We start from the raw sequence: 26,371 nt of genomic DNA, 5'->3' as shown, positions 1-26,371 counted from the left end.
TTTTATATCGTTCATTTTTGTCGATAAATAAGCGACACTAAACTTTAAAAATATATCTGACAAAATGTGAACCTTTAAAGGATACCACAACTAACGATACTAAAATTAAAAAGCAATGAAAACTTTAAAATCCGGAGTAAAATCAAGCGAAGTATATTATTTAAATGAATTACTTGCAAAACTAAATTACAGCGTTGTTGTTTCTGACTATTTCGGAGTTGCAACCGATAAAGCTGTTCAGGATTTCCAACTAAAAAACAATTTGGTAGTGGATGGTATTGTAGGGCTAAAGACCTGGTCTGCTCTTATGGAGAAAAGTGCAGCCGGTTTTTTATCCAATCCTAAATTGCTCTCAGAACAAAACCTGATTGATTTTTCGAATCATCATACTATTGAACTGGCGATCGTGAAGGCCGTAAATTTGGTGGAAAGCAACGGTAAAGGTTTTCTTTTAGACGGAAGACCAAAAATTTTGTTTGAAGGTCATGTTTTCTGGAGAGAGCTTGAACAGAGAGGTATTCATTGCGAAAATTATGTAAATGCAAATACGGAAAATATCCTTTTTAGGAAGTTTACCAGAAAATATTATGTGGGCGGCGCTGCTGAATATGTACGGTTGGAAAAATCAATTCATTTAAATCCGGACAAAAGTTTTACTGATGCCGCCAATTGTGCAGCTTCGTGGGGACTTTTTCAGATTATGGGTTTCAATGCAGTTTCTATCGGATATCAGAATATAGACGAATTTGTGCAGAAAATGGACCTCAATGAAGGAGAGCACCTAAAAGCATTTGGATTATTCCTCGAAAAAAAGAAGCTGATTACTGTTTTAAGAAATAAAAATTGGGCAGAATTTGCACTGAAATATAATGGTGAAGGTTATAAGACCAATCGATATGATGAGAAGCTGAAAAATGCTTATTTGAAATTTTCGTCGTGAAAGAGTTTTCAGTCGCAGTTTTCAGTCACAGGTTTGAATTCCCATGTCACAATTTTTCACATCTCACAAGACAATAAATAATTAAACCCGACAGGTTTTAAAAACCTGTCGGGTTTATAACTCATAACTCATAACTCATAACTCATAACTCATAACTCATAACTCATAACTCACAACTAACTTTTTACCTCAAACTAGCTCCAAGTTCACTCTCAAAAGTATGTTGCAGTTTCGACATGATTTTATCGATTTGAGCATCGGTTAGGGTTTTTGTATTATCCTGGATAGTAAAACTCAAAGCGTATGATTTTTTACCTTCCGGAAGGTTTTTACCTTCATATACATCAAACAGGTTTACATCTTTTAAAAGCGTTTTTTCTGTTTGTTTCGCCAGATTGTAAATACTTTCGTAAGTCGTTTTCTGATCAATCAACAAAGCTAAATCTCTGCGGACTTCCGGGTATTTAGGGATTTCGCTGTATTTAATTTTTCCCGAGATAATTTTTAGAATCAGATCCCAGTTAAAATCAGCAAAATAAACATCTTGTTTGATTCCGAAATGTTTCAGGATTGATTTTTTAACAACGCCCATTTCCACCAAAGTATCATTATTATAGGAAATTGACGTTCCCTCAGAGAAAATATCAGATTGCACGGGAGCGTTAGATACTTTATCAATTCCTAAACGGGACAAAATAGCTTTTACATATCCTTTCAGTAAAAAGAAATCACTTGGTTTTTGCGGATTGGTCCAGCTTTCTTTGTTTCTGTCTCCTGAAACAGATAAGGTCAAATGTTTGTGCTCTTCGAAACCATTCAGGTATTTATGGTATGTTTTTCCAAATTCAAATAATTTCAGGTCAGAATTTCTTCTGTTGATGTTGTATGAAACTGCTTCTAAAGCAGAGAATAACAAAGACTGACGCATTGTTGCCAAATCACCGCTTAACGGGTTTAGCATCGTAACATTATGCTCTTCTTTTAAAACCGTTGATAATTTTGCATAAGCAGCTGTTGTTAAGGAATTCGCCATCATTTCATGAAAACCCTGTGAGTTTAATTGAGAGGCGATGATATTTTGTACTTTATAATCTTCAGTTCTTGGAGAGTTGGCAACAGTTGCATTAAACTTTTTAGAGAATTCAATGTTGTTGTAACCGTAAACTCTTAAAATTTCTTCAATTACATCAATTTCACGCTGTACATCAACACGGTAAGCCGGAATTGTTAATCCAAGACCCGATTCGGAAACACTGTTTACTTTGATGTCTAAGGAAACCAATATCTTTTTAATGGTATCTTTTGGAATTTCCTGTCCGATGATTTTAGAAACATGGCTAAAGTTTAACAGAACAGAAAAATCTTCTACTTTTTTAGGATAAATTTCTACTACATCAGAAGTGATTTTTCCGCCGGCCACTTCCTGAATTAAAAGTGCGGCACGCTTTAAGGCATATTCCGTAATAGTAGGATCAATTCCTCTTTCGAATCTAAAAGAAGCATCTGTATTTAACTGATGTCTTTTGGCCGTTTTACGAACGCTGACCGCATCAAAATAGGCACTTTCTAAGAAAATGGAAGTAGTTCCTTCTGAAACTCCAGATTTTTTCCCGCCAAAAACACCTGCAATACAAAGAGGTCCTTTTTCGTCGCAAATCATTAGATCCTCTGCATGCAATGTTCTCTCAACATCGTCAAGAGTGGTAAATTTGGTACCTTCCGGTACTGTTTTTACAATTATTTTCCCGTTGATTTTTGCAGCGTCGAAAGCGTGCAAAGGTTGTCCTAATTCATGTAACACATAATTCGTAACGTCAACGATATTATTTTTTGGAGTCAGACCGATCGCTTTCAAACGATCCTGTAACCATGCAGGAGATTCTTCAACAGAAATTCCTGAAATGGTCAGACCGCAGTATCTTGGGGCTAAAATAGGCTCTTCTACCGTAACATCAATTTTTAAGGTACGCATCTCTACTCTGAAATTACTTACCGATGGCGTAATTAATTCGATGTTTACACCACGCTGCAGCATTCCGGCTCTAAGATCACGTGCAGTACCATAGTGACTCATGGCATCGGCGCGATTAGGCGTTAATCCAATTTCGAAAACTTCATCACTTACAATATCAAACACTTTTGAAGCCGGAGTTCCGGGTGCTAAGTTTTCGTCTAATATCATAATTCCGTCATGGCTTGTACCCAGACCTAATTCGTCTTCTGCGCAAATCATTCCGTGACTTTCCTGTCCGCGAATTTTTCCTTTTTTAATGGTAAATTCCCCGCCATCTTTATCGTACAAAACCGTTCCGATAGTGGCAACCGGTACTTTTTGGCCTGCAGCAACATTGGCAGCACCACAAACAATTTGTATAGGAGTTTCCTGTCCGATATTAACGGTTGTAATATTTAATCTGTCGGCATCAGGGTGTTTTTCACAAGTCAGTACGTGTCCTACAACAACTCCTTCTAAACCGCCTTTTACTGATTCATATTTCTCAACAACTTCTACTTCCAGACCTAAATCTGTCAGTAATTCCGAAGTTTGTTCAGATGTCCAGTCTGTTTTAATGAATTGTTTTAACCAGTTGTAAGATATTTTCATGTTAACTTTTTTGTTCTTGAATAAGGATACAAATATAAGGATTGCGTATTGTAGAAAGAAACAATTTATTTGCTTTTTTCTAACTGTTTCTATTTTTGTACAGAAGTCTGTAATAATGAGTAATTTGTTCTTTTAACAGGGCAATTCACTAAATTAATTCTTCTACGTGTTTTTTAATGTTTTCTGATATTTTTTTTATTGGCAAATCGTTTTCATCATCGCCAAACGGATCTTCAATTTCTTCCGCAATTAATTCTAAACTGGCTAATACATAAAAGATAAAAACGACTACCGGAGCCACATAATATCCTAAACTCAACGAATAACCAAAAGGCAGGGTCATAATGTAAAAAAAGATAAATTTTTTGATAAAAGCACTGTAGGAGTAGGGAATAGGCGTGTTTTTGATACGCTCGCAAGCCCCGCAAATATCGGTAAAGGCAACTAATTCGGCATTTAAAATAATAAGCTGATCGCCGGTAATTTTTTTGGCCTCATACAGATCATTGATTTTATGCGACATCATTCGTTTTACCTGATTCGGTTTGTGTTTATGATGATCCAGTTCTAAATCTACATCGTCAAAAAGCTGTTTGGCAGTTTCAGAATTATTTAAATGTTTGTATAAAACCGAAGCGTAAGCGGGAATGAATTTCCTGAAAAATTTACGATCATTTTCGTCTTTCAACATGCAGGAAAGCTTGATGGCAAAATTACGGCTGTTGTTGACTAAGGCTCCCCATAACTTTCTTGCTTCCCACCAGCGGTCGTAAGCGGTATTGGTTCTGAATACTAATAACATTGAAATTACAAAACCTAATATTCCGTGCATCATCGGAATATTTTTGATGTAATGATTTTCATCGAGTCCTAAATAAATTACTTCAAAATAACCGACTACTGAAGCATAAACTCCAATGGCAAGCATCACCGGAAAAAGTTGTCTGACCGTATCGGATTTATGAAAATGAAAAATAAAAGAAAACCAGTCTTTAGTATTGTATGAGATCATTTAATTTTGTTTTGAAAACAAAATTAACTTAAAAATTAATATTTCCCGCCAATTCTTTTAAGGCAATTTCAGATAATTTTGCCTCATATTGCGCATTGCTGTAACGTACTTTAGCATTCACATAATTCAGCTGCGCAGTCCTGAAATCGATAGTTGTTATGGTTCCGATTTTAAATTTATCTAAGGTAATTTGAAGATTTTGTCTCGCAATGGCCTCATTATCCTCTTCTAAATCAATTAATTCCAAATTGGTTAAATAGGTTTGAAAAGCAATACTTAACTGTGAATTTAAAATCATGTTTTGCTGTTCGATTGCGATTTGCGAATTCTCAATTTGAAGCTTTGCCACCTTTTCATTTCGATGCTGATTGAAACCGTCAAAAATATTTAAGGTAGCATTGAAACCGTAATTTAAACCTCTTGACGAGGTAGCACTGGTAAAACCCAGACTCGATTCACTTTCGGCAAAATTATAGCCTGAACTCAGCCTCACAACTGGATAACGATCTGCCTTAACCTGTTTCAGCTGCAATTCCGCAACGCGTTTGTTGATGATCTGCGTTTCCAAAGCCTGATTTTGCTTTTGTGCCAAATTGATTAAATCAGCCAGAACTAATTTGCTGTCAACCGTTACCTGATCTGTTACTTTAAAATCTATTTTCGGATCACGCGCCAGATATTGGTTCAATAGGATTTTGGCATTGGCATACGATTCTTTTTGTCTTAATAAAGCCACCTGATCTGAATTTAAATCCACCTGAGCATTTAAAACTTCTAATTTGGATGCCTTACCAATAGTGAAACGATTTTTTGCAAGCGTAAGCCTTTGATTGGAAATTACAATGGTAGTATCCAGTGCAGCCAATTGCTGTTGCTGCTGAAATAAATCATAATAGGCAGAATTAACCTGACCAATTTTAAATAAAATGGTTCTTTTTAACTCCGAATCACCCAGTTTTTGAAGTTCTTTTAACTGATCGTGTCTGGCGAACATTTTCATTCCGTCAAAAATAGTCCAGCCGATACTTACGCCGTAATTCAAACTGTTATTTTTGGCGTTGTCCAACGAGGTCGAAGTTCCGTCCTGACGGGTTTGATCCGAATTCTGAATGCTGTTGTTATCGGTAACCGAAGCGGTTGCAACAGGCAGCATTCCGGCGTTTCCAATGGTTACGTTAGTCTCGCTTATCTTTGAATTGTTTTTTGCAATCTTGATTTCAAAATTGTTCTCCAAAGCGATTTTCATAGCATCTTCAATGGTTAAGACTTCCTGAGCCTGCATTTTTGCGAGGCAGAAGAAGCATAAAAAGATACTGCTGAATAGAATTTTAGTATTCATATTTGTTTTTCTTTTGGCAGGAATTCATCCATTATAATTCATTGAATTCCAGACTCCTAAATTATTTACTTTCTTTTTCGTATTCTTCAATATGGTCAAATTCCGGATAATGTTTTCGGGCTTTCGACCACATCAGGTAAATAGCCGGAATTACAAAAAGGGTTAAGGCCAAAGAGAAAATAGTTCCTCCGACAATAACAACTCCCATTCCGATTCTGCTGGTAGAAGCAGCTCCAAGCGACATTGCAATCGGCAGCGCCCCTAAAGCAATAGCTAAACTGGTCATTAAAATCGGACGTAAACGCGCTTCTGAAGCTTCCAGAATGGCTTCCATTTTTGGTTTTCCCTGTTCTCTTAACTGATTGGCAAATTCAACAATCAAAATACCATTTTTCGTCACCAGTCCGATAAGCATTACCGTTCCGATCTGGCTGAAAATATTCCAGGTCTGATTGAACAACCATAAGGAGAATAAAGCTCCGGCAACCGCCATCGGTACCGTTAAGATAATAATAAACGGGTCTATAAAACTCTCAAACTGAGCGGCAAGAATTAAAAATATTAATAATAAAGCCAATCCGAAAGCGAAAGAGGTATTCGAACTACTTTCAACAAAATCCCGTGATTCACCACTTAAATCCGTTGTAAAACTTTCATCCAGCACTTTAGCCTTAATCTGATTCATCGCTTCAATACCATCACTGATGCTTTTGCCCGGCGCCAAACCTGCAGAAACAGTGGCAGACATATAGCGGTTGTTGTGATATAATTGTGGCGGGTTACTTTGTTCTTCTATATTCACCACGTTATCCATCTGAATCAGTTCTCCGTTTTTATTTTTAACAAACATAGAAGTTAAATCCAACGGTTTAGAGCGGTCTTTTTGATCAAATTGCCCGATTACCTGATACTGTTTTCCGTTTTTAATGAAATAGCCAAAGCGCTGACCGCTTAACGAAAGCTGTAAAGTCTGGGCAATGTCTATAATAGAGATCCCTAAACTTTCAGCTTTTGCACGATCGATGCTTACGTTGATTTCCGGCTTGTTAAATTTCAAATTCACATCGGTAACCGAGAAAACATCGCTTTTACCCACTTCATCCATAAAAAGCGGAATTTTTTCTCTTAATTTTTCAAAAGTAGGAGCCTGAATAATGTATTGAATCGGTAAACCTCCACGTCTGTTTACCGCAATTGTAGGCTGCTGAATGACAGAGGTTTTAGCATCCGGATACTTTTTTGTCCACTTGGTTAATTTGTCGGCAATATCTTTTTGGGATGTTTTTCTTTCGTCCGGTTCTTTTAACGAAAGCCTGATAAAACCGGAATTGGTTGCTGAACCTCCGGAACCTCCCGCAGTAATTACTAAACTCACTTTTTTCTCCGGAATAGAGTCATCCACCAATTTTGATATTTCCTGCATAAAACGGCTGGTGTATTCATAAGAAGAACCTTCTGGAGTAGTCATACGCATGGTTACCGAACTACGGTCATCGTAAGGAGCCGTTTCTTTTGGCAGTATCGTAAAAAACAAATAAATCAATCCGAAACAGGCAATCAGAATCGGAAAACTGATCCATTTTTTTGCCATAAAACGATTTAAGGCATCTGCATAACCGCTGTTTAATTTCTCGAAAAAAGGCTCTGTTTTGATATAAAACTTCGATTTTTTCTGTTCTCCGCCTTTCATTAAATACGCATTCAGCATAGGCGTTAAAGTCAGGGATACAAAGGCAGAAATTAATACCGCAGCACCAATGACGACACCAAATTCCCGAAACAGACGGCCTACGAAACCTTCCAGGAAAATTACCGGTAAAAATACGGCTGCTAACGTTACTGAAATCGAAATTACTGCATAAAAGATTTCGTTGGAACCTTTGATTGCCGCTTCAATTGGCGACATTCCTTCTTCTACTTTCTTAAATATATTTTCGGTTACCACAATTCCATCATCTACTACCAGTCCCGTCGCCAAAACAATAGCCAGAAGGGTCAGTACATTGATGGAAAACCCGAAAAGCCACATGACAAAAAAGGTTGCAATTAGCGATACGGGAATATCAATCAAAGGTCTGAAGGCAATGGCCCAGTCCCTGAAGAACAGATAAATAATAATGATTACTAAAAGAATTGAAATTCCGAGAGTTTCGGCAACTTCAAGTACCGATTTTTTAACAAAAAGTGTATTGTCAAGCGCGATATTAAGCTTGATATCTTTGGGTAAATCCTTTTTTAAGGCTTCGTATTTTTTATAAAATTCAGACGAAATATCCAAATAATTCGCTCCGGGCATCGGTACAATAGCCAGACCAATCATAGGAAGTCCCGAAGATGTTAAGGACGTTTCGATATTTTCAGGTCCTAATTCAGCACTGCCGACATCACTAAAACGAACGATTTTATCTCCGTCTGTACGAATGATAATATTATTAAATTCTTCGGGTTTGGAAAGGTTTCCAATGGTTTTTACCGTCAGTTCGGTATTGTTTCCGGTAAGTTTTCCGGAAGGGAGTTCGACATTTTGCGCATTCAGTGCCGCGCGGACTTCTGCAACCGTACAGCCGTATGCTGCAAGTTTTACAGGGTCAATCCATAAACGCATGGCGTACCGTTTTTGTCCCCAAATTTGCACACCGCTTACACCCGGAATGGTTTCTAATCGTTGTGAGATAACATTTTCGGCATAATCACTTAATTCTAAAGAGCTTCGCGTATCACTCTGAACCGTCATTGAAATAATAGATTCACTATCAGCATCGGCTTTGGAAACTACGGGCGGCGCATCAATATCCTGTGGTAAACTTCTAACGGCCTGTGAAACTTTATCACGGACATCATTGGCAGCTTCTTCTAAATCTTTATCTAAATTAAATTCGATAGTAATGCTGCTGCTTCCCTGATTACTGGACGAAGTTATATTTCTGATTCCGTCGATCGCATTTACTGCTTTTTCTAAGGGTTCGGTAATTTGTGACTCAATAATATCGGCATTAGCTCCGGTGTAGTTGGTTCTTATCGAAACCTGCGCAGGGTCAATGGATGGGAATTCCCGAACACCTAAAAAGGTATACCCAATGAAACCGAACAAAATAATCAAAAGATTCAGTACAATGGTTAAAACGGGTCTTCGTATACTTGTGGTGGATAAACTCATAGGAGATTTTATATTTTAGATTTCAGATTTTAGAAGTATTGAATTCGCTTTCGCAATTCATAACGCATAATCCAAAAATCATAACTTAAAGATTATTTTTTTACTTTAACTTTTATCGGAGCTTCATTTTTCAAGGACATAACACCGCTTGTGATTAGCGTATCTCCAGCTTTCAATCCGGATAAAACCAAAATAGACGCATCAGTTCTGGTAGTGGCATCCACCATAATTTCTTTGGCTTTGCCCATATTGGCGATATATACTTTTTTGCCGCTTTGTACAGGAACAATAGCTTGCGACGGAACTACTATGGCATCTTTGATGATGTTTAAAGGTAATTTTACATCGGCAAAAGTACCCGGGAAAAGTTTGCCATCCATGTTATCGGCAATGGCACGAACCTGTAAAGTACGTGTTGCTACAGCCACTTCGGGCTCAATCGCATATATGGTTGCTTTGTAAACCTTATCGGAACCGGACACCCCAAAATCGATAACAGATCCTGATTTTACCTCAGAAGCATATTTTTCGGGAATAGAAAATGTAATTTTCAGTTTTCCGGTGTTGACTAATTTTGCTACGAGAACAGCAGGAGTAATGTAAGTTCCGGGAGAAATAGACCTCAAACCAATTTTCCCTGAGAAAGGGGCTTTTACAGAAGTTTTGGCAATCTGAGCCCTGATGAGTTGCGTTTGTGCCTGCATGGAGGCATAATCTGCGTTGGCAACATCAAATTCTTCCTGACTAATCGCTTCTTTCTGAAGTAATAATTTGGCTCTTCTTTGATTTTCACCTGCTAAACCTTCTTTCGTAACAGCCTGTCTTAATTGTGCTCTTAATTCAATATCGTTTACCTTAAACAGCACCTGACCTTTATTTACATTAGTGCCTTCCGTAAAGTAAATACCTTCTACAATCCCTGAGACTTCACTGTGAATTTCTACTTGTTCATTGGCTTCAATAGAGCCTGATAAGGAAAGGTTATTATCAAATGTTGAAGTTTTAACCACAATTCCTGTTACGGTTGTAGGTTTGTCTTTGTCCCCGGACTTTTTAGAATCTTCGTTTTTACCTTTATTAGAGATGACTCTGTAGGCAATAAATCCTCCGAGTCCGATAATCAGAAGGGCGTAAATCAGGTTTTTTAGTTTCATAGAATTGAGGTAGATGTAATTTTGGTGTGTATTTTTAGCAAGTGTACAAATTTAACTTTTTGGAATGAATCCAAATGATGTTATCTTTTATTTAACATTTGTATGTACAAATCTTTATAATGTGTTTAAATGTTTTACAATCAATTGTTTATGTTTTTTATGAATGAAGTTTTTATGAATTTGAGCTCTTTTTTTAATCATTTTATTAAGCATATCGAATACTGCTAAGTAATTTTAGACTTTCCTTCTGCTATTTGGTTTAATGCCTTGTCTTGATTTTAGTTCTTTTTAACAAAATTTTTAGATAATAGGTTAAAATTGTCATGTTTTTGTCTGTTTATACGCACGTAGTTTTACTTATAATAATCCTTTAAAAGGAGATAATTCCTACTTAAAAGTAATTATATGTATTTAATCCGATTTTTTTTGCACTTTATCGATTTTATTTGTAATATTGATAAGCTTAAACAAAATGATAGTTTTTTTGTGAGAATAGTAATGTTTTTGGAGGTTAAGCGTTAAAATGTGTAAGGTTTTTATTTTCTTTTAAGTTAAAATTATTGATTTATAAAATTAATTAATTAACAATCGTTTATACATTATTCGTGTAACATACCAAAAACTTCTCTTTATGGCGAAAAAAATACTTTTGGGCTTATGGTTTTCATTATTACTCTTCGCCATTTTGGTTTTGTTCTGGCAAAACGAATTCAAATACAGTTTGCCGACTCCGATTCCACAAAATTACCATGCGGTTGCCATGGGGTCCAGAATTGATTTAGGAAAATGCTGGACTACGAATAATAAACCTGTTTTTATTCATTTTTTTAATCCGGATTGCCCTTGCTCCCGTTTTAATGTACCTCACGTAAGCGGATTGATTAAAAAGTATGGTGACCGGATTAATTTTAAAATTGTGGTGCTGAACCAACAGAAAAATTTTACGATTGAAGAAATCCAGAAAAAATTCGGCGCAGCTGTACCTGTTTATTTTGACAGTGCCATGGCCAGCAAGTGTGGTGTTTTCTCGACTCCGCAAGCCGTTATAATTGATCCTTCCCACCATTTATACTATAGAGGAAACTACAATAAAACCAGATATTGCACCAATGCTGACAGTAATTATGCGCAGATGGCAATTGATTCTTTGCTAAAACAAACCCAGTCCCCCTCATTTGATGCTTTAGCGCTGAGAGCTTACGGATGTTCGTTACCAAAATGCACTAAATAAATCTAACCATTAACCTAATTACCAGAAACTATGAAAACAAAAGCAAGTTTAAATGAACAAGATTACCTGCACAATTTTATGTCTACCATGACACAAAAATCGGATACTATTATTAATTATGTTCTGGCCTTCTATTTTCTTCTCGGAATTGCTTTGGCTTTTAAATACGACACCTTTGAAATTGGAGTGGGTGTGGGAACCATTAATTTATTATTGTATTATTCTGCAAAATTCTTCCTTAAAAAATCAAATTTTTACCAGTACGTTTTATCTGTAGTACTTGCTGTTTTTATGGCGCAGTATATTTATCAGATGCATGGTTTGTTCGAAATGCATTTTACGGTTTTTATTGCCAGTACGATTTTGATTATTTATCAGAACTGGAAACTTCAAATTCCGCTTACGCTTTTGGTAGTGCTGCATCATGGTGCACTGGCTTATATGCAAAATTTCGTTTATACAGATCCGAAAGGGCTGCAATTGTATTTTTCCCAGGTCAATTTTGATTTAGAAACCTTTATCATCCACGTTGTTTTGGCAGCAGTTGTATTTCTTATGAATGGGTATTGGGCTTACTATTTTAAAGAACACAGTCAGAATCATATCTCTAAAATATCTGATGAGTATGAATTGGAAAATATCAAATTGGCATCAGCGAAATACAGTTCATTATCGGCCAATAACGAGTTTAATGTTTTTGTTTACAGAACGGCACAGGACTTAAAATCACCGGTTAATTCAGTATTGAAACTTATTGATGTTTCAAAAGGCCATACAGACAATGATAAATTGTTAAGCTATTTAGAGATGATGAGAGAAAGTGCCAAGAAAATTGATGATTTGGTGAACGATATTCATGGCAAATCGGCAAACAGGGTTTCGAATTAAGTTTAAGTAGTATTTGAAAATTTATTAAATCAATTCAATTATAACTAAAAATTTATTTTATGCCGAAGCATGATTTTGAAGCCACAAATATAATGCTGGATTCTTTAAAAAAATCTTTTGATTTCTTCCTGAAAAATGAGGCGACTTCAAATTCAATTGAAAAAATAGAGTCCGAAACAGAATTTGGAAAAGAAGTTGCAAAAATTTTTAGCACGTACGGAGATAATCCCCTTGCGAAGAATTTAGATTTTCAATATAAAAAGATGATCCAGATAGCCAGGGATATCCAACATCTGAAATTAGCCAACGATGCCACTTTACCGGATTGGCTGGAAGATGAGTTAGAGGTTATTTTTAAGAAAATAAAGGACCTGCTGGCACAACTAAAAGAAGAATGAAATAGCATATTTTTAAGAAACAGAGACCATTTTATGCACAGTGTGAGAACGGCATATTAATTTTAAAATACAAGATTTATGGATACCAGAATTACCCGCCCGACCCCGTCAGACAGAGAAGTTGATTGGAATAAAACGAAAGTACTATTAAGTAAAACAGATACAAAAGGAACCATTTTGTATGCAAATGAAGCTTTTATCGATGTATCGGGTTACGATGAATTTGAGCTCATTGGGCAGCCTCATAATGTTATCCGCCATCCTGATATGCCTAAGGTTATTTTTAAATTTTTGTGGGACAGTATTAAGTCCAGTCAAAATATTCATGCTATTATCAAAAACATGTCTAAAACCGGCAGGTACTATTGGGTAATCACAGATTTTAAAATTATCTCAGATTCTGATGGAGAAATTGTAGGTTACTTTGGAACCCGTAAATCGGTCCCGGAGGAAATCATCGTGAATTTATAGAACCTTTGTATAAGAAACTGATTCATATTGAAGAGGCGAGTGGCGTACATGCTTCTGAAGAATACCTGATCGGTTTTTTAGAAGAACGGAAAAAAACGTACATGGAGTATGTGGATCATCTTGTGGCAACAGGAAAAGATGATAAGAATAAAGTCAGCAAAGGTTTTTTTAACGGCTTTTTCGAAAAGAAGAATTCAACCAAAAAATAATTATAAAAAAGATGCTTCATTGTATCAGTTCTAAAATTGGAAAAGCCTTTTTCGCCTCAAATCTATCAAGCTTACTAATTTAATAGACTGTTTTAGACTTAAATAACGAGTGTTTAAGATGATACTTTGAAGTATTTTTTTTAAATTAGACAATTAGATAATTAGACAATTGGATAGTTAGACAATTAGATAACTAGATAATTAGGCAATTAGATAATGGATAATTTGTTTTTTATAAAGTGATAGCCTTAGAAAGTTAAATGACTTTTTTATCTTCCATCTCAGTGACTTAGCACCTCAGTACATTAGAGCCTTTGCATCTTTGCATCTTTGCACTTCTGTACCTTCACACCTTAACTAATATAATTCCAAATATTTTTCTTCTTCGTCAATTCGATAAAAACAGCTTTCAGGACTGCATGTTCCGGTTTTTGAAGAGGAGGATCTTCTTTTAGGATTTTCAGGGCATAATTTCTTCCTAAGGCCAGGATATCCCGATCGCGGACAATGTCTGCAATTTGAAGGTTTAAAACACCACTTTGCTGAGTTCCCATTAGATCACCGGGGCCGCGAAGCTTAAGATCTACTTCGGCAATTTCGAAACCATCATTGGTACTTACCATGGTTTCCATACGGGTTTTGCTGTCGGCACTTAATTTATGGCTGGTCATAAGAATACAATAACTTTGTTCGGCTCCACGGCCTACGCGACCGCGCAGCTGATGCAGCTGAGACAAGCCAAAACGTTCGGCACTTTCGATAATCATCACACTTGCATTCGGGACGTTTACGCCAACTTCAATAACTGTTGTCGCCACCATGATATTGGTTTTACCTTCAGAAAAACGTTTCATTTCGGCATCCTTATCCGCTGGTTTCATTTTCCCATGTAATATCGAAATTGAATATTGCGGTAACGGAAAATCACGTGAAATACTTTCGTATCCGTCCATCAAATCTTTGTAATCCATTTTTTCGGATTCCTGAATTAACGGATAAACAATATAAATTTGCCTGCCGAGTGCAATTTCATCACGCAGGAATTTCCATACTTTCAGACGATTAGAGTCAAATCGGTGTACAGTCTGAATGGGTTTTCTGCCCGGTGGTAATTCATCGATAACAGAGATATCCAGATCTCCATACAGACTCATCGCCAGTGTCCTCGGGATAGGAGTGGCGGTCATTACCAGAACATGAGGCGGAATATCATTTTTCTTCCACAATTTAGAGCGCTGTTCTACACCAAAACGATGCTGCTCATCAATTACGGACAACCCTAAATTCTGAAATTTCACCTTATCTTCCAGCAGTGCATGCGTACCGATTAAAATATGTAAACTCCCGTTTTCGAGCTCTTCATGAATAATTTTTCGGGCGGCGGTTTTGGTTGAACCCGTGAGTATTTTAATATTGATTCCCAAAGTTTCAGCCAGTTCGGATAATCCGATAAAATGCTGATTGGCCAGGATTTCGGTTGGTGCCATCAGACAGGCCTGAAAACCATTATCGATCGCCAAAAGCATACTCATAAAAGCGACAATGGTTTTTCCGGATCCGACATCTCCCTGCAATAAGCGGTTCATTTGGGCATTACTGCCCATATCGGCACGAATTTCTTTTATTACCCTTTTTTGTGCATTTGTCAATTGAAACGGCAAGTGATTCTTATAAAAATCATTAAAAAGTTCACCGACTTTGGTAAACGGGTGCCCTTTTATTTTATGTTTCCGAATGAGGTTTTTGGTGATTAATTGTAATTGAATGAAAAACAATTCTTCAAATTTTAAACGAAACTGCGCTTTTGACAAGGCATCGGCACTTTTCGGAAAATGGATATTGAATAAAGCTGCTTTTTTCGAAATCAGTTTTAATTCTTCAATTAAATAAGGAGGAAACGTTTCAGTAAACAAAGCTTGGGTTTCAATAAACAACTGTTCCATTAATTTATTGATTGTCCGGTTTGAAATACCACGATTTGTCAGGGTTTCTGTCGAAGGATAAACGGGCTGCATCGCGGAACGCAGGCTTTTTTCGTGTTCGCTTAAAAGTTCTATTTCCGGATGTGCCATGCTGAACTGGCTTCCGTACAGGGAACATTTTCCAAAAATCACACAAGCTTCATTCAGTTTCAGACTCTCCCGAACCCACTTATGTCCCTGAAACCAATTGAGGTCCAGTGATCCTGTATCATCCACGAAAGTGGCAACGAGACGTTTTTTGTTTTTAGCAAATTCAACCGTTTTTATATTGATTATTTTTCCAACCAACTGCACTTCAGAGCCCGTATTTTGAAGTTCGTTTATTTTGTAATAACGGGTCCGGTCAATATATCTGTTCGGAAAAAAGTTAATTAAATCACCATACTTATGAATTCCCAATTCCTTACGAAGCAGCTGACCGCGACTTGGGCCAACACCTTTTAAGTATTCGATGGGAGTTTCGAGGAGATTATTAGACATTTTTTTTAGATTGTTGGGACTTTAGAGTTTTAGATTGTTGGATCTTCAGATTTTTAGAATATAGAGTATAGAAAACAGAATAGAGACTAAAGACTAAAGTCTATTAATATATACTCTAATATTCTTTCTTCTATTTTCTTTTCTCTCTTACTGCGAAGATAGATTTTAATTAGGAATTTTGGAAATGTGCTCGTTTAGAAAAGCGATTTAACTTTAAAAATAAAATAGTGGTGGTCAATGCAAAAGAATATATTTGTCGAAATTTTAAGAAACCAATTAATAAATGAAAAAAAATATCCTACTCTTAATAATTGCTCTTATTTCCGTAGCCTGCTCTAAAGATAGCGAAGATAATAATGAAAAAGAGTGCAGTCTGGTCAGTGCAAAAATAACAGGCTTTTATTATGACGATATAACGATCTCAAATGACGCATCTAATTCCAATTTTTCAGGCAAAATAAGTTTTGAATATGACATTCAAAACCGTATCAACAAAGTGAAAGGAGGATTGCAGCACGTACCGGATGGAAATAACCTGAACAAATGGGGCTTATCAAATGATGTGGAAGATGTAGTTACCTACGATAATAATACGATTAAAGTGGATTACTCTGCCAATTCGGAATCCAAGCCTTATAAAAAAGAATTTACTTTAAATAATGGGATCTTAATCAGCAGAAAAGTAACCAAAATATATCCTCTGCAATTAGACCCTGTAATCTATACCTATGAATACAACGGCGACGAAATAAAGGAAAAAATAAACGGAAAAGTATACCGAACCTTTACTTTGTCTGCTGATAACCTGATTAAAATTGAGCAAATTAAATATGGTTTTCCCAATAATGAGATCGTAGGAAAAAGAGAGTATTTGTTTTTAAATTATGATAGTTCCCAGAATCTTTTAAAAGGCAAATTTTATATCAACGGGGCATTCTTTAAAGCTTTTTCAAAAAATAATTACACACAATTAAAAATTAGAGAGTATAGTTTTAAGGATAATACCTATACTTTAGAAGATGAATCAGGGACGTCTTTTGAACTTACCTATGATGCAGACAATATCGCTTCTTTGTTTGAAAGAGATTGTAAGTAAGGAGTTTAGGTCTAATGTAAAGTATAAAGCAGTTCAATGATTCGGGTTTAATTTTCCCGGACTTTGAACTGCTTCAGTTTTATTGCGATTGAATCTTTATCTTTGAACAAAACTTTAAAAAAATGACAACACATCTGGCACTTTTACGCGGCATCAACGTTTCCGGTCACAATATGATGAAAATGGAAGCGTTAAGAGCAATGCTTGAAAATATCGGTTTTCAAAACGTTAGAACTTACCTGCAATCCGGAAATGTGTTTGTCGATACAGAAGAAGAGAGTGCTTCGAAGGTAGGTTTTATGATCAAACAGGAAATTTTTAAGGTTTTCGGACATGAAGTTCCTGTGATTGTCATTACTAAAGAAGATCTGGAAGCTTGTTTTAAAAATAGTCCGTACTTAAAAGAAAAAGATTTAGATACCAAAAAGCTGTATGTTGCTTTTGTTTCGATTGCTTTGAAAAGTGAAAATATAAACGATCTCAAAATCAGTCAGTTTAAACCTGATGAAGCGAGTATTGACGGTAACAGAATATTTATTAAATATGCTGTTGGCGCCGGAAAAACAAGATTTGATCAGAAATATATTGAGAAGAAATTAAATGTTACGGCAACGATCAGAAACTGGAATACGGTTACGAATCTGTTGGAAATGTATGCTGAATAGGCTGAAAAGCAGATCTTATTAATCTCTCATCCATTTTAGCATGGCCGGAAATGCGGGTTTATTTTCCTTAACAGCGCGTTCTTTTCCTAAACAAAGCCCAATCCATTCCAGGAAAGGCAAACCGATATAATTTTCATTGGTAAAATTTGAAATGAGCCAATCAGATTCATTTTTATAGCCATAGGGATGAAATACGAATTCCAATGGCAACTGTAGATGATTTGCTGCAGCAAAAGACCAGAGAATTGCACCTATTTCTTCGGCTTGAGTTGGCCAGTCAGCTGCTGTTTTTTTTGTTCCGGCTAATTGTCTTTGACTGGATGTGGTAACAGCTAAATGTCCTGCTTCGTGCAGAATATCCCCGGGATATAATAATTTATTGTAATCGATATAAATACAATTTGGACCTAAACTTAATCCGGGTAAAAAAGTTGTATCTAGTTCTTTTTCAATTATATCTAATCCTATTTCTTTAAGGAACGATAAAATTTTTTGTAGTTCAAAGTTTCCTTCTACGGGCATATTAATTGGTTTTAAACAAAATTACTATTTTAGATTTTTGATCAGTTCGTTTGCGGCACTTGTATTCATTCGTTTTAACTCAGCAATCACCAATAGTTTCTGCTCTTCACTCATTGTTACTTCAGGTTTTACAAATTGATTTTCAGGAGCTTCTTTATAAAATAACGAATCAGTCCAGTCATTTCGTATGCCATCAATAACCAGATGAATACGGTCCTGATTTCCTCTGTTGGCAACCGAATGGGTAAAATTGGCATCAATATACCAGCATTCGCCTTCCTTCATCATCAGACGTTTTCCGTCCAGTATAAATTCAACATCCGGATTGGTAATGATCGGAATATGCAATCGGAACGAACCGTCTTCATAGCCCAGACAATGATCGGAATGAGGTTTTATTTCTGCTCCTGCGGCCAGTTGCAGCAATCTTACCGCTGTTTTTTCGAAATGGAAATGCTCCAGAATTTCTTTAAAATACGGACAGGAAGCTAAAATTTCGGTATTCATCATTTCATCACCTGTATTGGATAAGGCAAAGATATTGTTGGATTTCCCGTCTGTAGACATCAGGGCAACAGAAGTCCATTTTCCGGTGTAATCATTTTTATTGTAATGAGCTGTCCAGCTTTTATTCAGTATTCCCGAAAGGTCACTTTTGAGTTTATCGACATCAAAAGAGATTGGAAATTTGATAAAACGTATTAATGTATCCATATTGTTTGCTTTAAATGGTAGTGGTAAACTGTCATCAATTCAGTACTTTATTTCGGAATCAAATCGCAATACCAGAATCCAAAATCAAAAGCATCAGTGGCACTGGTGTCGCATGCGGTATCAGATGAAGCTTCGTTTTCTGGTCTTTCATATTTGCGATAAACGATTTCCCCGATTTCAAAAGCGATCGGTTTGTAAAAAATAGGTCCATCAAATGTAAAGGTATGAAATTCACCATTTTCTCCGCATAAATCTACATTTTCAGGCAGATCCTTTATAAAATCCTGATCGATAATCCGGCCAACAAAACTTTTGTCTAAATAACGTTCGTTCACGCAAACTACAATCGTTTTAAAACCCAGTTCAATAAATTCCTGAATCAATTCGCTGGTTGGAATCTTCCAAATGGGGAAGACGCCTTCGAAATCTATTCTTGCCAGTTGTGTTTCTCTGTATTTTCGCAGATCTTCGAGAAAAATATCCCCAAAAACAGAATGGGTAATTCCTTCGTTTTTAAGTTCGGTTAAAGTTTCGGTCATCACCTTTTCATACACTTCCATGGTTGGCATTTCCGGAACCTGCATAATTTTTAAGGGTAAGCTGATGCTCTCTGCCTGTGCTTCAAGTAGCTCCACCCGAACACCGTGCATTGAAATGCGCTGAAATTTTTGGTTGACACTGGTCAGTAAATATTCGATTTTATAATCGGGATTCTGTAAAATTTTGTACAGGGTAAGTGCGGAATCTTTTCCGCTGCTCCAGTTAAATAAGGCTTTGATTGGTTTGGACACGTTCTTATAATTTTCTATAGTAAACATACAAATTTCCTTCGATTTGTTGGTCAAACCTTTGTAACTTTGAGATTTCTGCCCAAATTTATAAGCAATGAAATATGTTTTCCTCTTTATTACCAGCTTTGTTTTTGCACAACAGACTCATTTTGTTGATTTTAAATCAGTTTCTGGACAATTAGTATTAGATGCTAAAGAAAAAATGGTTTCCGGATCTGTTGTTTATGATTTTAATGTTTTACAGCCCACGGATACGGTTAAAATTGATGCTAAAAACATGGAATTTACTCAGGTGAAAATCGATGGAAAAGAAGCTGTGTTTTTAAATACTGGAAAAGAACTGAAAATCATTTCAAATTTTCAAAAAGGAAAAAATCAGTTAAGCTTTGACTATTCGGTTAAACCAAAACAAGCTTTGTATTTTGTGGCTATCGAAAATGCTGAAGTTCAGATTTGGACACAGGGTCAGGGGAGATATACCAGTAATTGGTTTCCCAGTTTTGATGATGTGAATGAAAAATTGATTTTTAATCTACAAATCAGTTATGACAAGGGATATGAGGTTGTTTCGAATGGAATTTTAAAAAATAAAATCGAAAACAACAACCAAATCAATTGGCAGTATCAAATGGAACGCCCGATGAGTTCTTATTTACTGATGCTTGCTGTTGGTAAATTTGATAAAAAAGAATTTAGTTCAAAAACTAAAATCCCGTTAGAATATTATTTAGAAAACAAAGACAAAGATTCTTTTGAGCCAACGTATCGTTACTCTAAACGTATTTTTGATTTTTTGGAAAAGGAAATAGGAGTGAAGTATCCGTGGAAAATTTACAGGGAAATTCCGGTTCGCGATTTCCTGTATGGCGGAATGGAAAATACAACTTCAACGCTTTTTACCACCCGTTATGTAGTGGATTCAATTGGTTTTACAGACAGAAAGTACACCAATGTTGACGCCCACGAATTGGCACATCACTGGTTTGGAGATCTTATTACTGCCGAAAGCAGCACACATCACTGGCTGCAGGAAGGTTTTGCCACCTACTATGCTTTGCTTGCTGAAAGGGATATTTTTGGAGAGGATTACTTTTACTCGAGATTATACGATACCGCTCAACAACTTAAATTTGCCTCGCGGACAGATGTTATTCCGGTTTTAAATGCCAAAGCCAGTTCATTGACTTTTTATGAAAAGGGGGCTTGGGCGCTGTTTGTTTTACATGAATCGATAGGAGATAAAGCATTCAAAAAAGCCATTAAAAGCTACTTGAAAAAATACGCGTACCAAACGGTGAATACTCAGAATTTCTTTGATGAAATAAAAAAAGTATCCAATTTTGATCTGGAGAAATTTCAAAAAACCTGGCTGGAATCTGTTGCTTTTGATACACCAACAGCCAACGCTTTACTGAGTAAGAACAAAGCAATTCAAATTCGTCTGGAGGTTGATAAATTAAAAAAAGTACCTTTCGAAGAAAAGAAAGATTTCTTAATTAAAACTTTAAATTCAGATGTCTATCATTCTGTAAAGGAAGCGATTATTGACCAGATTCAAAATGAAAAGTATGACCTGAAAAAGGATTTATTGCTGATCGCTTTGCAAACTGATAATGTACAGGTTCGGCAGGCTCTTGCCGATAGTTTTAGTGAAATTCCGGAAGATTTCAGGGTAAATTATGAAACTTTACTGGATGATAAATCGTATCAGACCCAGGAAATTGCGTTGTTTTATTTATGGAAAAACTTCCCGGATCACCGAACGGCATATTTGAATAAGTCTAAAAACTGGATTGGTTTTAAAGATTACAATCTCCGTACTTTATGGCTTTCGCTGGCGCTATCGACTCCCAATTACAGTGAGGATCCGCAAGCCTTGATCTCTGAGTTGGTGGCTTTTTCTTCCACTAAATATGAGGCTACAACCCGACAAAATGCATTGGAAAAGCTAATAGCCTTTAAGCTGATCAACGATTCCGTTTTGATAAATCTGGTAAATGCAACAACGCATCATATGTGGCAATTTTCGAAATACGGAAGAGATTCAATTCGCATCTTGTTAAAAAATTCAGAAATACGTGTGTCGTTTGAAAGAATTTTGCCTAATTTGACACCCGATGAGCAGTTTCAGTTGAAGCGGTTATTAGCGGAGTAGAATGAAGAGTCAAGAGTATAGAATAAAGAATAAAGAGTAAAGAGTAAAGAATATGTAATAGAGAAAAAGAGTAAATATTAAGTTATAAAAAGCGATCGACACTACCCCCATACCGTTAGTTATGTCTTCTTTCTTCTATTCTCTTGACTCTATTGTCTTTCTTCTATTCTCTTAAAAAAAAACCTACAATATATTTATGAGAGCATTGGTTATTTCAGGTGGAGGCAGTAAAGGAGCATTTGCTGGCGGCGTTGCACAATATTTGATAGAGGAAAAAAAGCATGAATATGATCTCTTTTTAGGAACTTCAACCGGAAGTTTGCTGATTCCGCATTTGGCTCTTGGGCATATTAAGAAAATCCACTGGGTTTATACCAATGTTACGATGTCTAAAATCTTTAATATTTGTCCTTTTGTTGTGAAAGTAAAAGATGGAATTGATATTGTAACGATCAACCATTTTAATGTTATACGTCAGTTTTTCAAGGGAAAGAGGACGTTTGGTGAAAGTAAAGGTTTACAGAAATATATTAAAAATAACTTTTCGATATCCGATTTCAATAAACTTAAAAAACTCCAGTCTGATGTTATTGTAACGGTAACGAATTTAACCAAAAACGAAGCAGAATACAAATCGGTAAAAGATTGTACCTACGATGAATTCTGTGACTGGACCTGGATTTCCAGTAATTATATTCCGTTTATGAGCCTGGTTACCAAAAATAATTATGAATACGGAGACGGAGGTTTTTCAAGTCTGGTTCCCATTCGCGAAGCTATCAATCGTGGTGCCACCGAAATTGATGTCATTGTTTTGGAAACGGAAGTCAATATGGATAAAATGGTTATTGGCAAAAATCCTTTTTCACTGATGATCGATTTGTTTCGAATTGCCTTAGATCAGGTAGAAAAGCATGATATTGCTATCGGGAAATTGATGGCCAACAATAAAAACGTAAAACTCAATTTGTATTATACACCTACAAAACTTACTAATAATGCTTTGATTTTTAATAAAGAAGTCATGAAAGAATGGTGGAAACAGGGGTATGAATATGCTCAGAATAAATCTGAAATTATGAGTGATAACAAGTAGCTTCACAGTTTAAAATAATTTTAAAAAAAAGCAGGTAATCAATTGATTCCTGCTTTTTCGATTTCCAAATATAGTAGTTGAATTAGTTTAAGTCATATTATGATAGCACAAGTGCAGGTACTAACACACTTTTGTGCTTGTCTTTATTAAGTAAACGAAGATAAAAATAACCAGTACCGGCAATGCCCATCATGAGTCCGGGAGTATATTGTCCTGAATTTAATCCGGTAGACCACGGAATATTATTATCCTGGTATTTACTGATGCCGGCATTACCCACCGCTTCTGCAAGCTGTTGGTATTCAATCCCTCCGCAATCCAGTATAATATCTGCATTTCCTGCTATACCGTGGCAGATGGAATAATTGGTGTTGCTCAGATTTTCCACCAGGCCATGGTAAACGGAATTGGCAGTAGTGGTAAGGGCAATCTTCATTTCGTTGGCAAAAACAGTGTTTGGATAGAACTGATTCGCCTTTAATCTCGATATCGTAATGCCCGGAGCACCGTGGCACCATGCAAGTCCGCAGATATTTCCGGCTGAACCCGAAGTTACATCATCCCTAAAATCCGGCCAATTTTGCTGTGAGCTGTCGAAAGAATGACGTTCATAATTAAAACCTCCTTCGGAAGCTTCCAAAAAAGAAGGATTTCCTGTAACCTGATGCAATTGTAATAAGGCCAAAGCGATACCGCAAGATCCATGTGAAAAACCAGTCAGGTTTTTTTGGGAGGGAACTGTTGCCCATGACCAAATGGTATCGTTTTTAACTGCTGCGCTGCACAATAAATTGCCCAACGCAATTGCTTTGTCCAAAAGTTCTTGTTTTTCAAAAACGGCATACGCATCCAGTAGAACAGGTATAGTTCCGGCAGCGCCGCTAATAATATCAATTTCGTAAGATTGAAGCGAATCGGTGGGAATACTTTCAAGCAACTCAAGTCCTTCTTTTATCCATTCTTCTTTATCAAGGGCTGCTCCCAGTTTTATTAATGTTGCCGCGATCCCGGGTTTTCCTGCGTAGAAGCCATGATTGGAGGCCTGATTCATAGTTGATCTTACCTGTTCGATACTGCCTTCTATTGTTTTAAGTAAAATCGGGTCTTTTCTTTCGGAATACAATGCCATCAGAAATAAAGCAATACCAGAGGTGCCGGAATATACATCAGGGCCAAAAGTTTTGATGACCGGCTGGTAAGTCCCATTCAGAGGCTCAAAGGAATACCCTTGCCAGGTACAGGATTTATGATGCCAGATACTGGTTTTCATTAAATGCGTTCCGATATTCCATGCTGTTTCAAGGAAATTATTGTTAGTTGTAGTTGCGTCCATGGTTGTTTTTTTAATTGAATACTATTTTCGATCCTTTATTGAGAAAAGTGTTTTCAGGATCTATTCCTCTTTGAAGAAAAGCGGCAGCAATTTCGTCCACAACTGCAGCTGCAACGAGTTTTTTATGTGCAGTTTGAAATAAGGTTTCTGCAAGTATCGTTACCCTGTTCATTCCAAAACTTTCCTGTGTATTTGGACTTTCGGCTATGCCAACACCTTTCGCATAGGGATAAGTAAAAAGTGGAACATCTTCTTCCAGATACTCTTTCATTTCATTGCAAATTTCCGGCAATAACATTTTGATTATCGGAAGCATAGCGTCTTCTACATAAAGTACGGCTGCATCACGTCGAAAATATAAATCGGGATGATTAAGGCATTTGAAGAGAAACGGAATGTTATAATAATTTAATGTTTTAGTAAGGATATTAATAAGGACAGGAGCGCCTTCACTAATACAATTCCAGTAAATCCGGGTCAAATTAGGAGATGGATTCAGCGACTGATTGCTAAAAACATAATGAAAGGTAGGCTGCCTGTGTTTGTCCTCTTTTGGGAATAAAACCGTAACGGTCTGTCCAATTGCTGCAGTTGATCCGACAGGAATATCTGTTACGGAAGATACTGGAATAATACGATGTTCGGCCAGTTTTACGATTTCTAAATAGCCGTTCGGGTAAATGTTTTTTACCATCCAGTCTTTCTCCGTTTTATTTTTGCTATGGTTATTTTGAGACAACAATTCTGAAAAGGCATCATTAGTAACGCTAAAATGAACCGCTCTTTCTTTCTCGCCGGACTGATAACTTTCTTTTAAAGCGTAACATTCCGAATACAAGATGCTGATGAGACTGCCCATGGCATTTTCAGCAGTAGTGGCGTATTGTTTATCCCTGAAAAGTATAGTGGAGTCAGAAATATGAAGCTGACTGACCAGTCGGGTAAGTTCTTTAATAATGGTTTTATCCTGGAACATAGTCTTGTTGTAGTTTTATATTAAATAATTCCTGTAATGCCATAAAAGGATCATTCATAATATTGAAGGCCAGCTGAATACAGCGCATGCTATTGGCTTCTATTTTTGAATTATAAGTGATGCCTTCCAGACTGGTCTGAATAATCCTCGCAGCTGTTAGTTGTATCATTCGAATTAAGATGTAACTATGGCTGGATTCCGGGTACTGCTTTATTGCCATATATTCGTAAAGAAAAGCCTGTGCAGAAGATTGTGTGTTTTTGATATCATAAGGCTGCATGTATTCGGGCAATTTGTAACCCGCAGGATCATTATTATCAAATCCAAGAAGCCATACACTAACATAAGATTGTAATAGCCCGGCAACATCCCACATCGGATCACCAATATCTGCCAGTTCCCAATCGATGAGTTTTTGTGTAAAACCTTTCTCATTTGGTATCGCCATAAAGTTGATCCATTTGATATCACCGTGTATGAAGTGGGTGTAATTCCACGATACCGCCAGATTGATTAAAGTATTTTGTAAGACCTGATTTTCTTTTATCAATTGAATGATACTGGTGCTTGCTTCATTGTTAACAAAAAACTGATCAGCATTGTATTGATCCAGTTGCAATACCCAAGGTAATGCTTTTGGAAACATTGAAGTGTCTGTCCGGGCATCAGGTACAACATGGCACGCTGATAATATAGCGGCTTGCTCGCGGGCAAGGTTTAAGTCAAAATTTTTGGTAAGCATATAATGCTCGTATAGGTTTTTTGCGTTATATAACAGCTCGGTCACCATTATATTATGATCCCCATCATGATCCAGAAGTTTAGGAACATGGGTAGCAATGGATGAAAATTCGGTATTGTTTTTAAGTAAAGTATAGGCATCTATTTCTCTTCGGAATAAACCATCGGCGACAAGATCCTTTTCCATTTGTTTTACAAAAAGAGAATTTTCAGGCTGGACTATTATTTTCAAAATTGTATTCCTGGTGTTTACGGGATGTACCATAAAGTGACCTTTAACCACTGCATCTTCATCAATAAGCTGGCGTTTATGTAAGTATTGATATACGGTTTCCGGGGTTAATTGCATAACGTAAGATTTAAGAGTTAAAAAAGAATCGCAGGATTTTTCAGATCCTGCGATTTTTTAAATTAGG

General features: G+C 36.4%; 20 protein-coding genes and 1 pseudogene. 9 read left to right on the top strand and 12 right to left on the bottom strand.

All coding sequences use genetic code 11. The features are described from left to right. Nucleotides 1-115 precede the first annotated feature (115 nt). Entirely contained in the window at nt 116-940 is an 825-nt protein-coding gene (locus tag EV142_RS16150; protein ID WP_132036878.1) for an N-acetylmuramidase domain-containing protein, read from the top strand. Nucleotides 941-1,124: 184 nt separating this feature from the next. On the opposite strand, the gene pheT is transcribed toward EV142_RS16150, so the two are convergent. The 5 genes from pheT to EV142_RS16125 all read right to left on the bottom strand — a co-directional run bounded on the left by pheT (nt 1,125) and on the right by EV142_RS16125 (nt 10,207). Beyond that, nucleotides 1,125-3,545 (bottom strand): phenylalanine--tRNA ligase subunit beta, encoded by a 2,421-nt coding sequence (pheT, locus tag EV142_RS16145; RefSeq protein ID WP_132036877.1) that lies wholly within the window; start codon nt 3,543-3,545, stop codon nt 1,125-1,127. Nucleotides 3,546-3,693: 148 nt separating this feature from the next. After that, complete coding sequence (locus tag EV142_RS16140) at nt 3,694-4,557, bottom strand: bestrophin family protein (RefSeq protein WP_132036876.1); 864 nt, start codon at nt 4,555-4,557, stop codon at nt 3,694-3,696. Between the two features lie 28 nt (nt 4,558-4,585). After that, nucleotides 4,586-5,896: a TolC family protein gene (locus EV142_RS16135; RefSeq protein WP_132036875.1), complete on the bottom strand. Its 1,311-nt coding sequence runs from the start codon at nt 5,894-5,896 to the stop codon at nt 4,586-4,588. A 61-nt stretch (nt 5,897-5,957) separates the two neighbouring features. Continuing rightward, a complete protein-coding gene (locus EV142_RS16130) occupies nt 5,958-9,053 on the bottom strand; it encodes an efflux RND transporter permease subunit (protein WP_132036874.1) in 3,096 nt (1,031 codons plus the stop codon). Between the two features lie 92 nt (nt 9,054-9,145). Beyond that, nucleotides 9,146-10,207, bottom strand: coding sequence for an efflux RND transporter periplasmic adaptor subunit (locus EV142_RS16125; protein WP_132036873.1), 1,062 nt, complete (start codon nt 10,205-10,207; stop codon nt 9,146-9,148). Between the two features lie 631 nt (nt 10,208-10,838). On the opposite strand from EV142_RS16125, the gene EV142_RS16120 reads away from it, so the two are divergent. The 4 genes and pseudogenes from EV142_RS16120 (at nt 10,839) to EV142_RS16105 (ending at nt 13,404) form a co-directional block, all read left to right on the top strand. Next, on the top strand, nt 10,839-11,438 hold the full coding sequence (locus tag EV142_RS16120) for a TlpA family protein disulfide reductase (RefSeq protein WP_132036872.1): 600 nt from the start codon (nt 10,839-10,841) through the stop codon (nt 11,436-11,438). A 30-nt stretch (nt 11,439-11,468) separates the two neighbouring features. Then, nucleotides 11,469-12,326 (top strand): ATP-binding protein, encoded by an 858-nt coding sequence (locus tag EV142_RS16115; RefSeq protein WP_132036871.1) that lies wholly within the window; start codon nt 11,469-11,471, stop codon nt 12,324-12,326. A gap of 59 nt (nt 12,327-12,385) precedes the next feature. Then, the gene (locus EV142_RS16110; RefSeq protein WP_132036870.1) at nt 12,386-12,724 is read left to right on the top strand and encodes a hypothetical protein; all 339 of its coding nucleotides are present in this window, start codon (nt 12,386-12,388) and stop codon (nt 12,722-12,724) included. Nucleotides 12,725-12,802: 78 nt separating this feature from the next. Further along, nucleotides 12,803-13,404 (top strand): annotated as a pseudogene (locus EV142_RS16105) (PAS domain-containing protein). Nucleotides 13,405-13,757: 353 nt separating this feature from the next. Here EV142_RS16105 and recG read toward each other — a convergent pair. Continuing rightward, a complete protein-coding gene (gene recG / locus EV142_RS16100; RefSeq protein WP_132036869.1) occupies nt 13,758-15,866 on the bottom strand; it encodes an ATP-dependent DNA helicase RecG in 2,109 nt (702 codons plus the stop codon). Between the two features lie 283 nt (nt 15,867-16,149). Between recG and EV142_RS16095 the strand changes: the two genes are divergently transcribed. Both EV142_RS16095 and EV142_RS16090 read left to right on the top strand, forming a co-directional pair. Then, nucleotides 16,150-16,962 (top strand): hypothetical protein, encoded by an 813-nt coding sequence (locus EV142_RS16095; RefSeq protein ID WP_132036868.1) that lies wholly within the window; start codon nt 16,150-16,152, stop codon nt 16,960-16,962. Between the two features lie 122 nt (nt 16,963-17,084). Beyond that, nucleotides 17,085-17,627, top strand: a complete 543-nt coding sequence (locus EV142_RS16090; protein ID WP_132036867.1) for a DUF1697 domain-containing protein — start codon at nt 17,085-17,087, stop codon at nt 17,625-17,627. Nucleotides 17,628-17,645: 18 nt separating this feature from the next. On the opposite strand, the gene EV142_RS16085 is transcribed toward EV142_RS16090, so the two are convergent. Genes EV142_RS16085 through EV142_RS16075 form a run of 3 tightly spaced genes read right to left on the bottom strand, consistent with a single transcriptional unit; the run spans nt 17,646 to nt 19,681 of the window. Continuing rightward, nucleotides 17,646-18,149: an MBL fold metallo-hydrolase gene (locus tag EV142_RS16085; protein ID WP_132036866.1), complete on the bottom strand. Its 504-nt coding sequence runs from the start codon at nt 18,147-18,149 to the stop codon at nt 17,646-17,648. A 24-nt stretch (nt 18,150-18,173) separates the two neighbouring features. Beyond that, a complete protein-coding gene (locus EV142_RS16080) occupies nt 18,174-18,863 on the bottom strand; it encodes an aspartyl/asparaginyl beta-hydroxylase domain-containing protein (protein ID WP_132036865.1) in 690 nt (229 codons plus the stop codon). A gap of 47 nt (nt 18,864-18,910) precedes the next feature. Continuing rightward, entirely contained in the window at nt 18,911-19,681 is a 771-nt protein-coding gene (locus EV142_RS16075) for a Dph6-related ATP pyrophosphatase (RefSeq protein WP_132036864.1), read from the bottom strand. 67 nt (nt 19,682-19,748) lie between these two features. Between EV142_RS16075 and EV142_RS16070 the strand changes: the two genes are divergently transcribed. Both EV142_RS16070 and EV142_RS16065 read left to right on the top strand, forming a co-directional pair. After that, on the top strand, nt 19,749-21,809 hold the full coding sequence (locus tag EV142_RS16070) for a M1 family metallopeptidase (protein WP_132036863.1): 2,061 nt from the start codon (nt 19,749-19,751) through the stop codon (nt 21,807-21,809). Nucleotides 21,810-22,005: 196 nt separating this feature from the next. Further along, nucleotides 22,006-22,905 (top strand): patatin-like phospholipase family protein, encoded by a 900-nt coding sequence (locus tag EV142_RS16065; protein WP_132036862.1) that lies wholly within the window; start codon nt 22,006-22,008, stop codon nt 22,903-22,905. 97 nt (nt 22,906-23,002) lie between these two features. On the opposite strand, the gene EV142_RS16060 is transcribed toward EV142_RS16065, so the two are convergent. Genes EV142_RS16060 through EV142_RS16050 form a run of 3 tightly spaced genes read right to left on the bottom strand, consistent with a single transcriptional unit; the run spans nt 23,003 to nt 26,304 of the window. After that, nucleotides 23,003-24,238: a lanthionine synthetase LanC family protein gene (locus tag EV142_RS16060; RefSeq protein WP_132036861.1), complete on the bottom strand. Its 1,236-nt coding sequence runs from the start codon at nt 24,236-24,238 to the stop codon at nt 23,003-23,005. Between the two features lie 10 nt (nt 24,239-24,248). Then, complete coding sequence (locus tag EV142_RS16055) at nt 24,249-25,214, bottom strand: T3SS effector HopA1 family protein (RefSeq protein WP_132036860.1); 966 nt, start codon at nt 25,212-25,214, stop codon at nt 24,249-24,251. Then, a complete protein-coding gene (locus tag EV142_RS16050; protein ID WP_132036859.1) occupies nt 25,201-26,304 on the bottom strand; it encodes an aminoglycoside phosphotransferase family protein in 1,104 nt (367 codons plus the stop codon). Before EV142_RS16050 ends, EV142_RS16055 begins: the two co-directional genes overlap by 14 nt. Nucleotides 26,305-26,371: the final 67 nt, after the last annotated feature.

Source organism: Flavobacterium circumlabens (genome assembly GCF_004345565.1).
In the GTDB taxonomy this organism is placed as follows: domain Bacteria; phylum Bacteroidota; class Bacteroidia; order Flavobacteriales; family Flavobacteriaceae; genus Flavobacterium; species Flavobacterium circumlabens.
The sequence above is the reverse complement of the archived record's forward strand: the minus strand, read 5'-3'. Positions and strand labels throughout refer to the sequence as shown.

Bases quoted from the DNA above. Each gene is read 5' to 3' on its own strand.
- pheT (WP_132036877.1), bottom strand. From the start codon at position 3,545: ATGAAAATATCTTACAACTGGTTAAAACAATTCATTAAAACAGACTGG.
- EV142_RS16135 (WP_132036875.1), bottom strand. From the start codon at position 5,896: ATGAATACTAAAATTCTATTCAGCAGTATCTTTTTATGCTTCTTCTGC.
- EV142_RS16055 (WP_132036860.1), bottom strand. From the start codon at position 25,214: ATGTTCCAGGATAAAACCATTATTAAAGAACTTACCCGACTGGTCAGT.
- EV142_RS16060 (WP_132036861.1), bottom strand. From the start codon at position 24,238: ATGGACGCAACTACAACTAACAATAATTTCCTTGAAACAGCATGGAAT.
- EV142_RS16085 (WP_132036866.1), bottom strand. From the start codon at position 18,149: ATGCCCGTAGAAGGAAACTTTGAACTACAAAAAATTTTATCGTTCCTT.
- EV142_RS16065 (WP_132036862.1), top strand. From the start codon at position 22,006: ATGAGAGCATTGGTTATTTCAGGTGGAGGCAGTAAAGGAGCATTTGCT.
- EV142_RS16130 (WP_132036874.1), bottom strand. From the start codon at position 9,053: ATGAGTTTATCCACCACAAGTATACGAAGACCCGTTTTAACCATTGTA.
- EV142_RS16150 (WP_132036878.1), top strand. From the start codon at position 116: ATGAAAACTTTAAAATCCGGAGTAAAATCAAGCGAAGTATATTATTTA.
- EV142_RS16115 (WP_132036871.1), top strand. From the start codon at position 11,469: ATGAAAACAAAAGCAAGTTTAAATGAACAAGATTACCTGCACAATTTT.
- recG (WP_132036869.1), bottom strand. From the start codon at position 15,866: ATGTCTAATAATCTCCTCGAAACTCCCATCGAATACTTAAAAGGTGTT.
- EV142_RS16120 (WP_132036872.1), top strand. From the start codon at position 10,839: ATGGCGAAAAAAATACTTTTGGGCTTATGGTTTTCATTATTACTCTTC.
- EV142_RS16050 (WP_132036859.1), bottom strand. From the start codon at position 26,304: ATGCAATTAACCCCGGAAACCGTATATCAATACTTACATAAACGCCAG.
- EV142_RS16090 (WP_132036867.1), top strand. From the start codon at position 17,085: ATGACAACACATCTGGCACTTTTACGCGGCATCAACGTTTCCGGTCAC.
- EV142_RS16125 (WP_132036873.1), bottom strand. From the start codon at position 10,207: ATGAAACTAAAAAACCTGATTTACGCCCTTCTGATTATCGGACTCGGA.
- EV142_RS16140 (WP_132036876.1), bottom strand. From the start codon at position 4,557: ATGATCTCATACAATACTAAAGACTGGTTTTCTTTTATTTTTCATTTT.
- EV142_RS16110 (WP_132036870.1), top strand. From the start codon at position 12,386: ATGCCGAAGCATGATTTTGAAGCCACAAATATAATGCTGGATTCTTTA.
- EV142_RS16095 (WP_132036868.1), top strand. From the start codon at position 16,150: ATGAAAAAAAATATCCTACTCTTAATAATTGCTCTTATTTCCGTAGCC.
- EV142_RS16070 (WP_132036863.1), top strand. From the start codon at position 19,749: ATGAAATATGTTTTCCTCTTTATTACCAGCTTTGTTTTTGCACAACAG.
- EV142_RS16075 (WP_132036864.1), bottom strand. From the start codon at position 19,681: ATGTTTACTATAGAAAATTATAAGAACGTGTCCAAACCAATCAAAGCC.
- EV142_RS16080 (WP_132036865.1), bottom strand. From the start codon at position 18,863: ATGGATACATTAATACGTTTTATCAAATTTCCAATCTCTTTTGATGTC.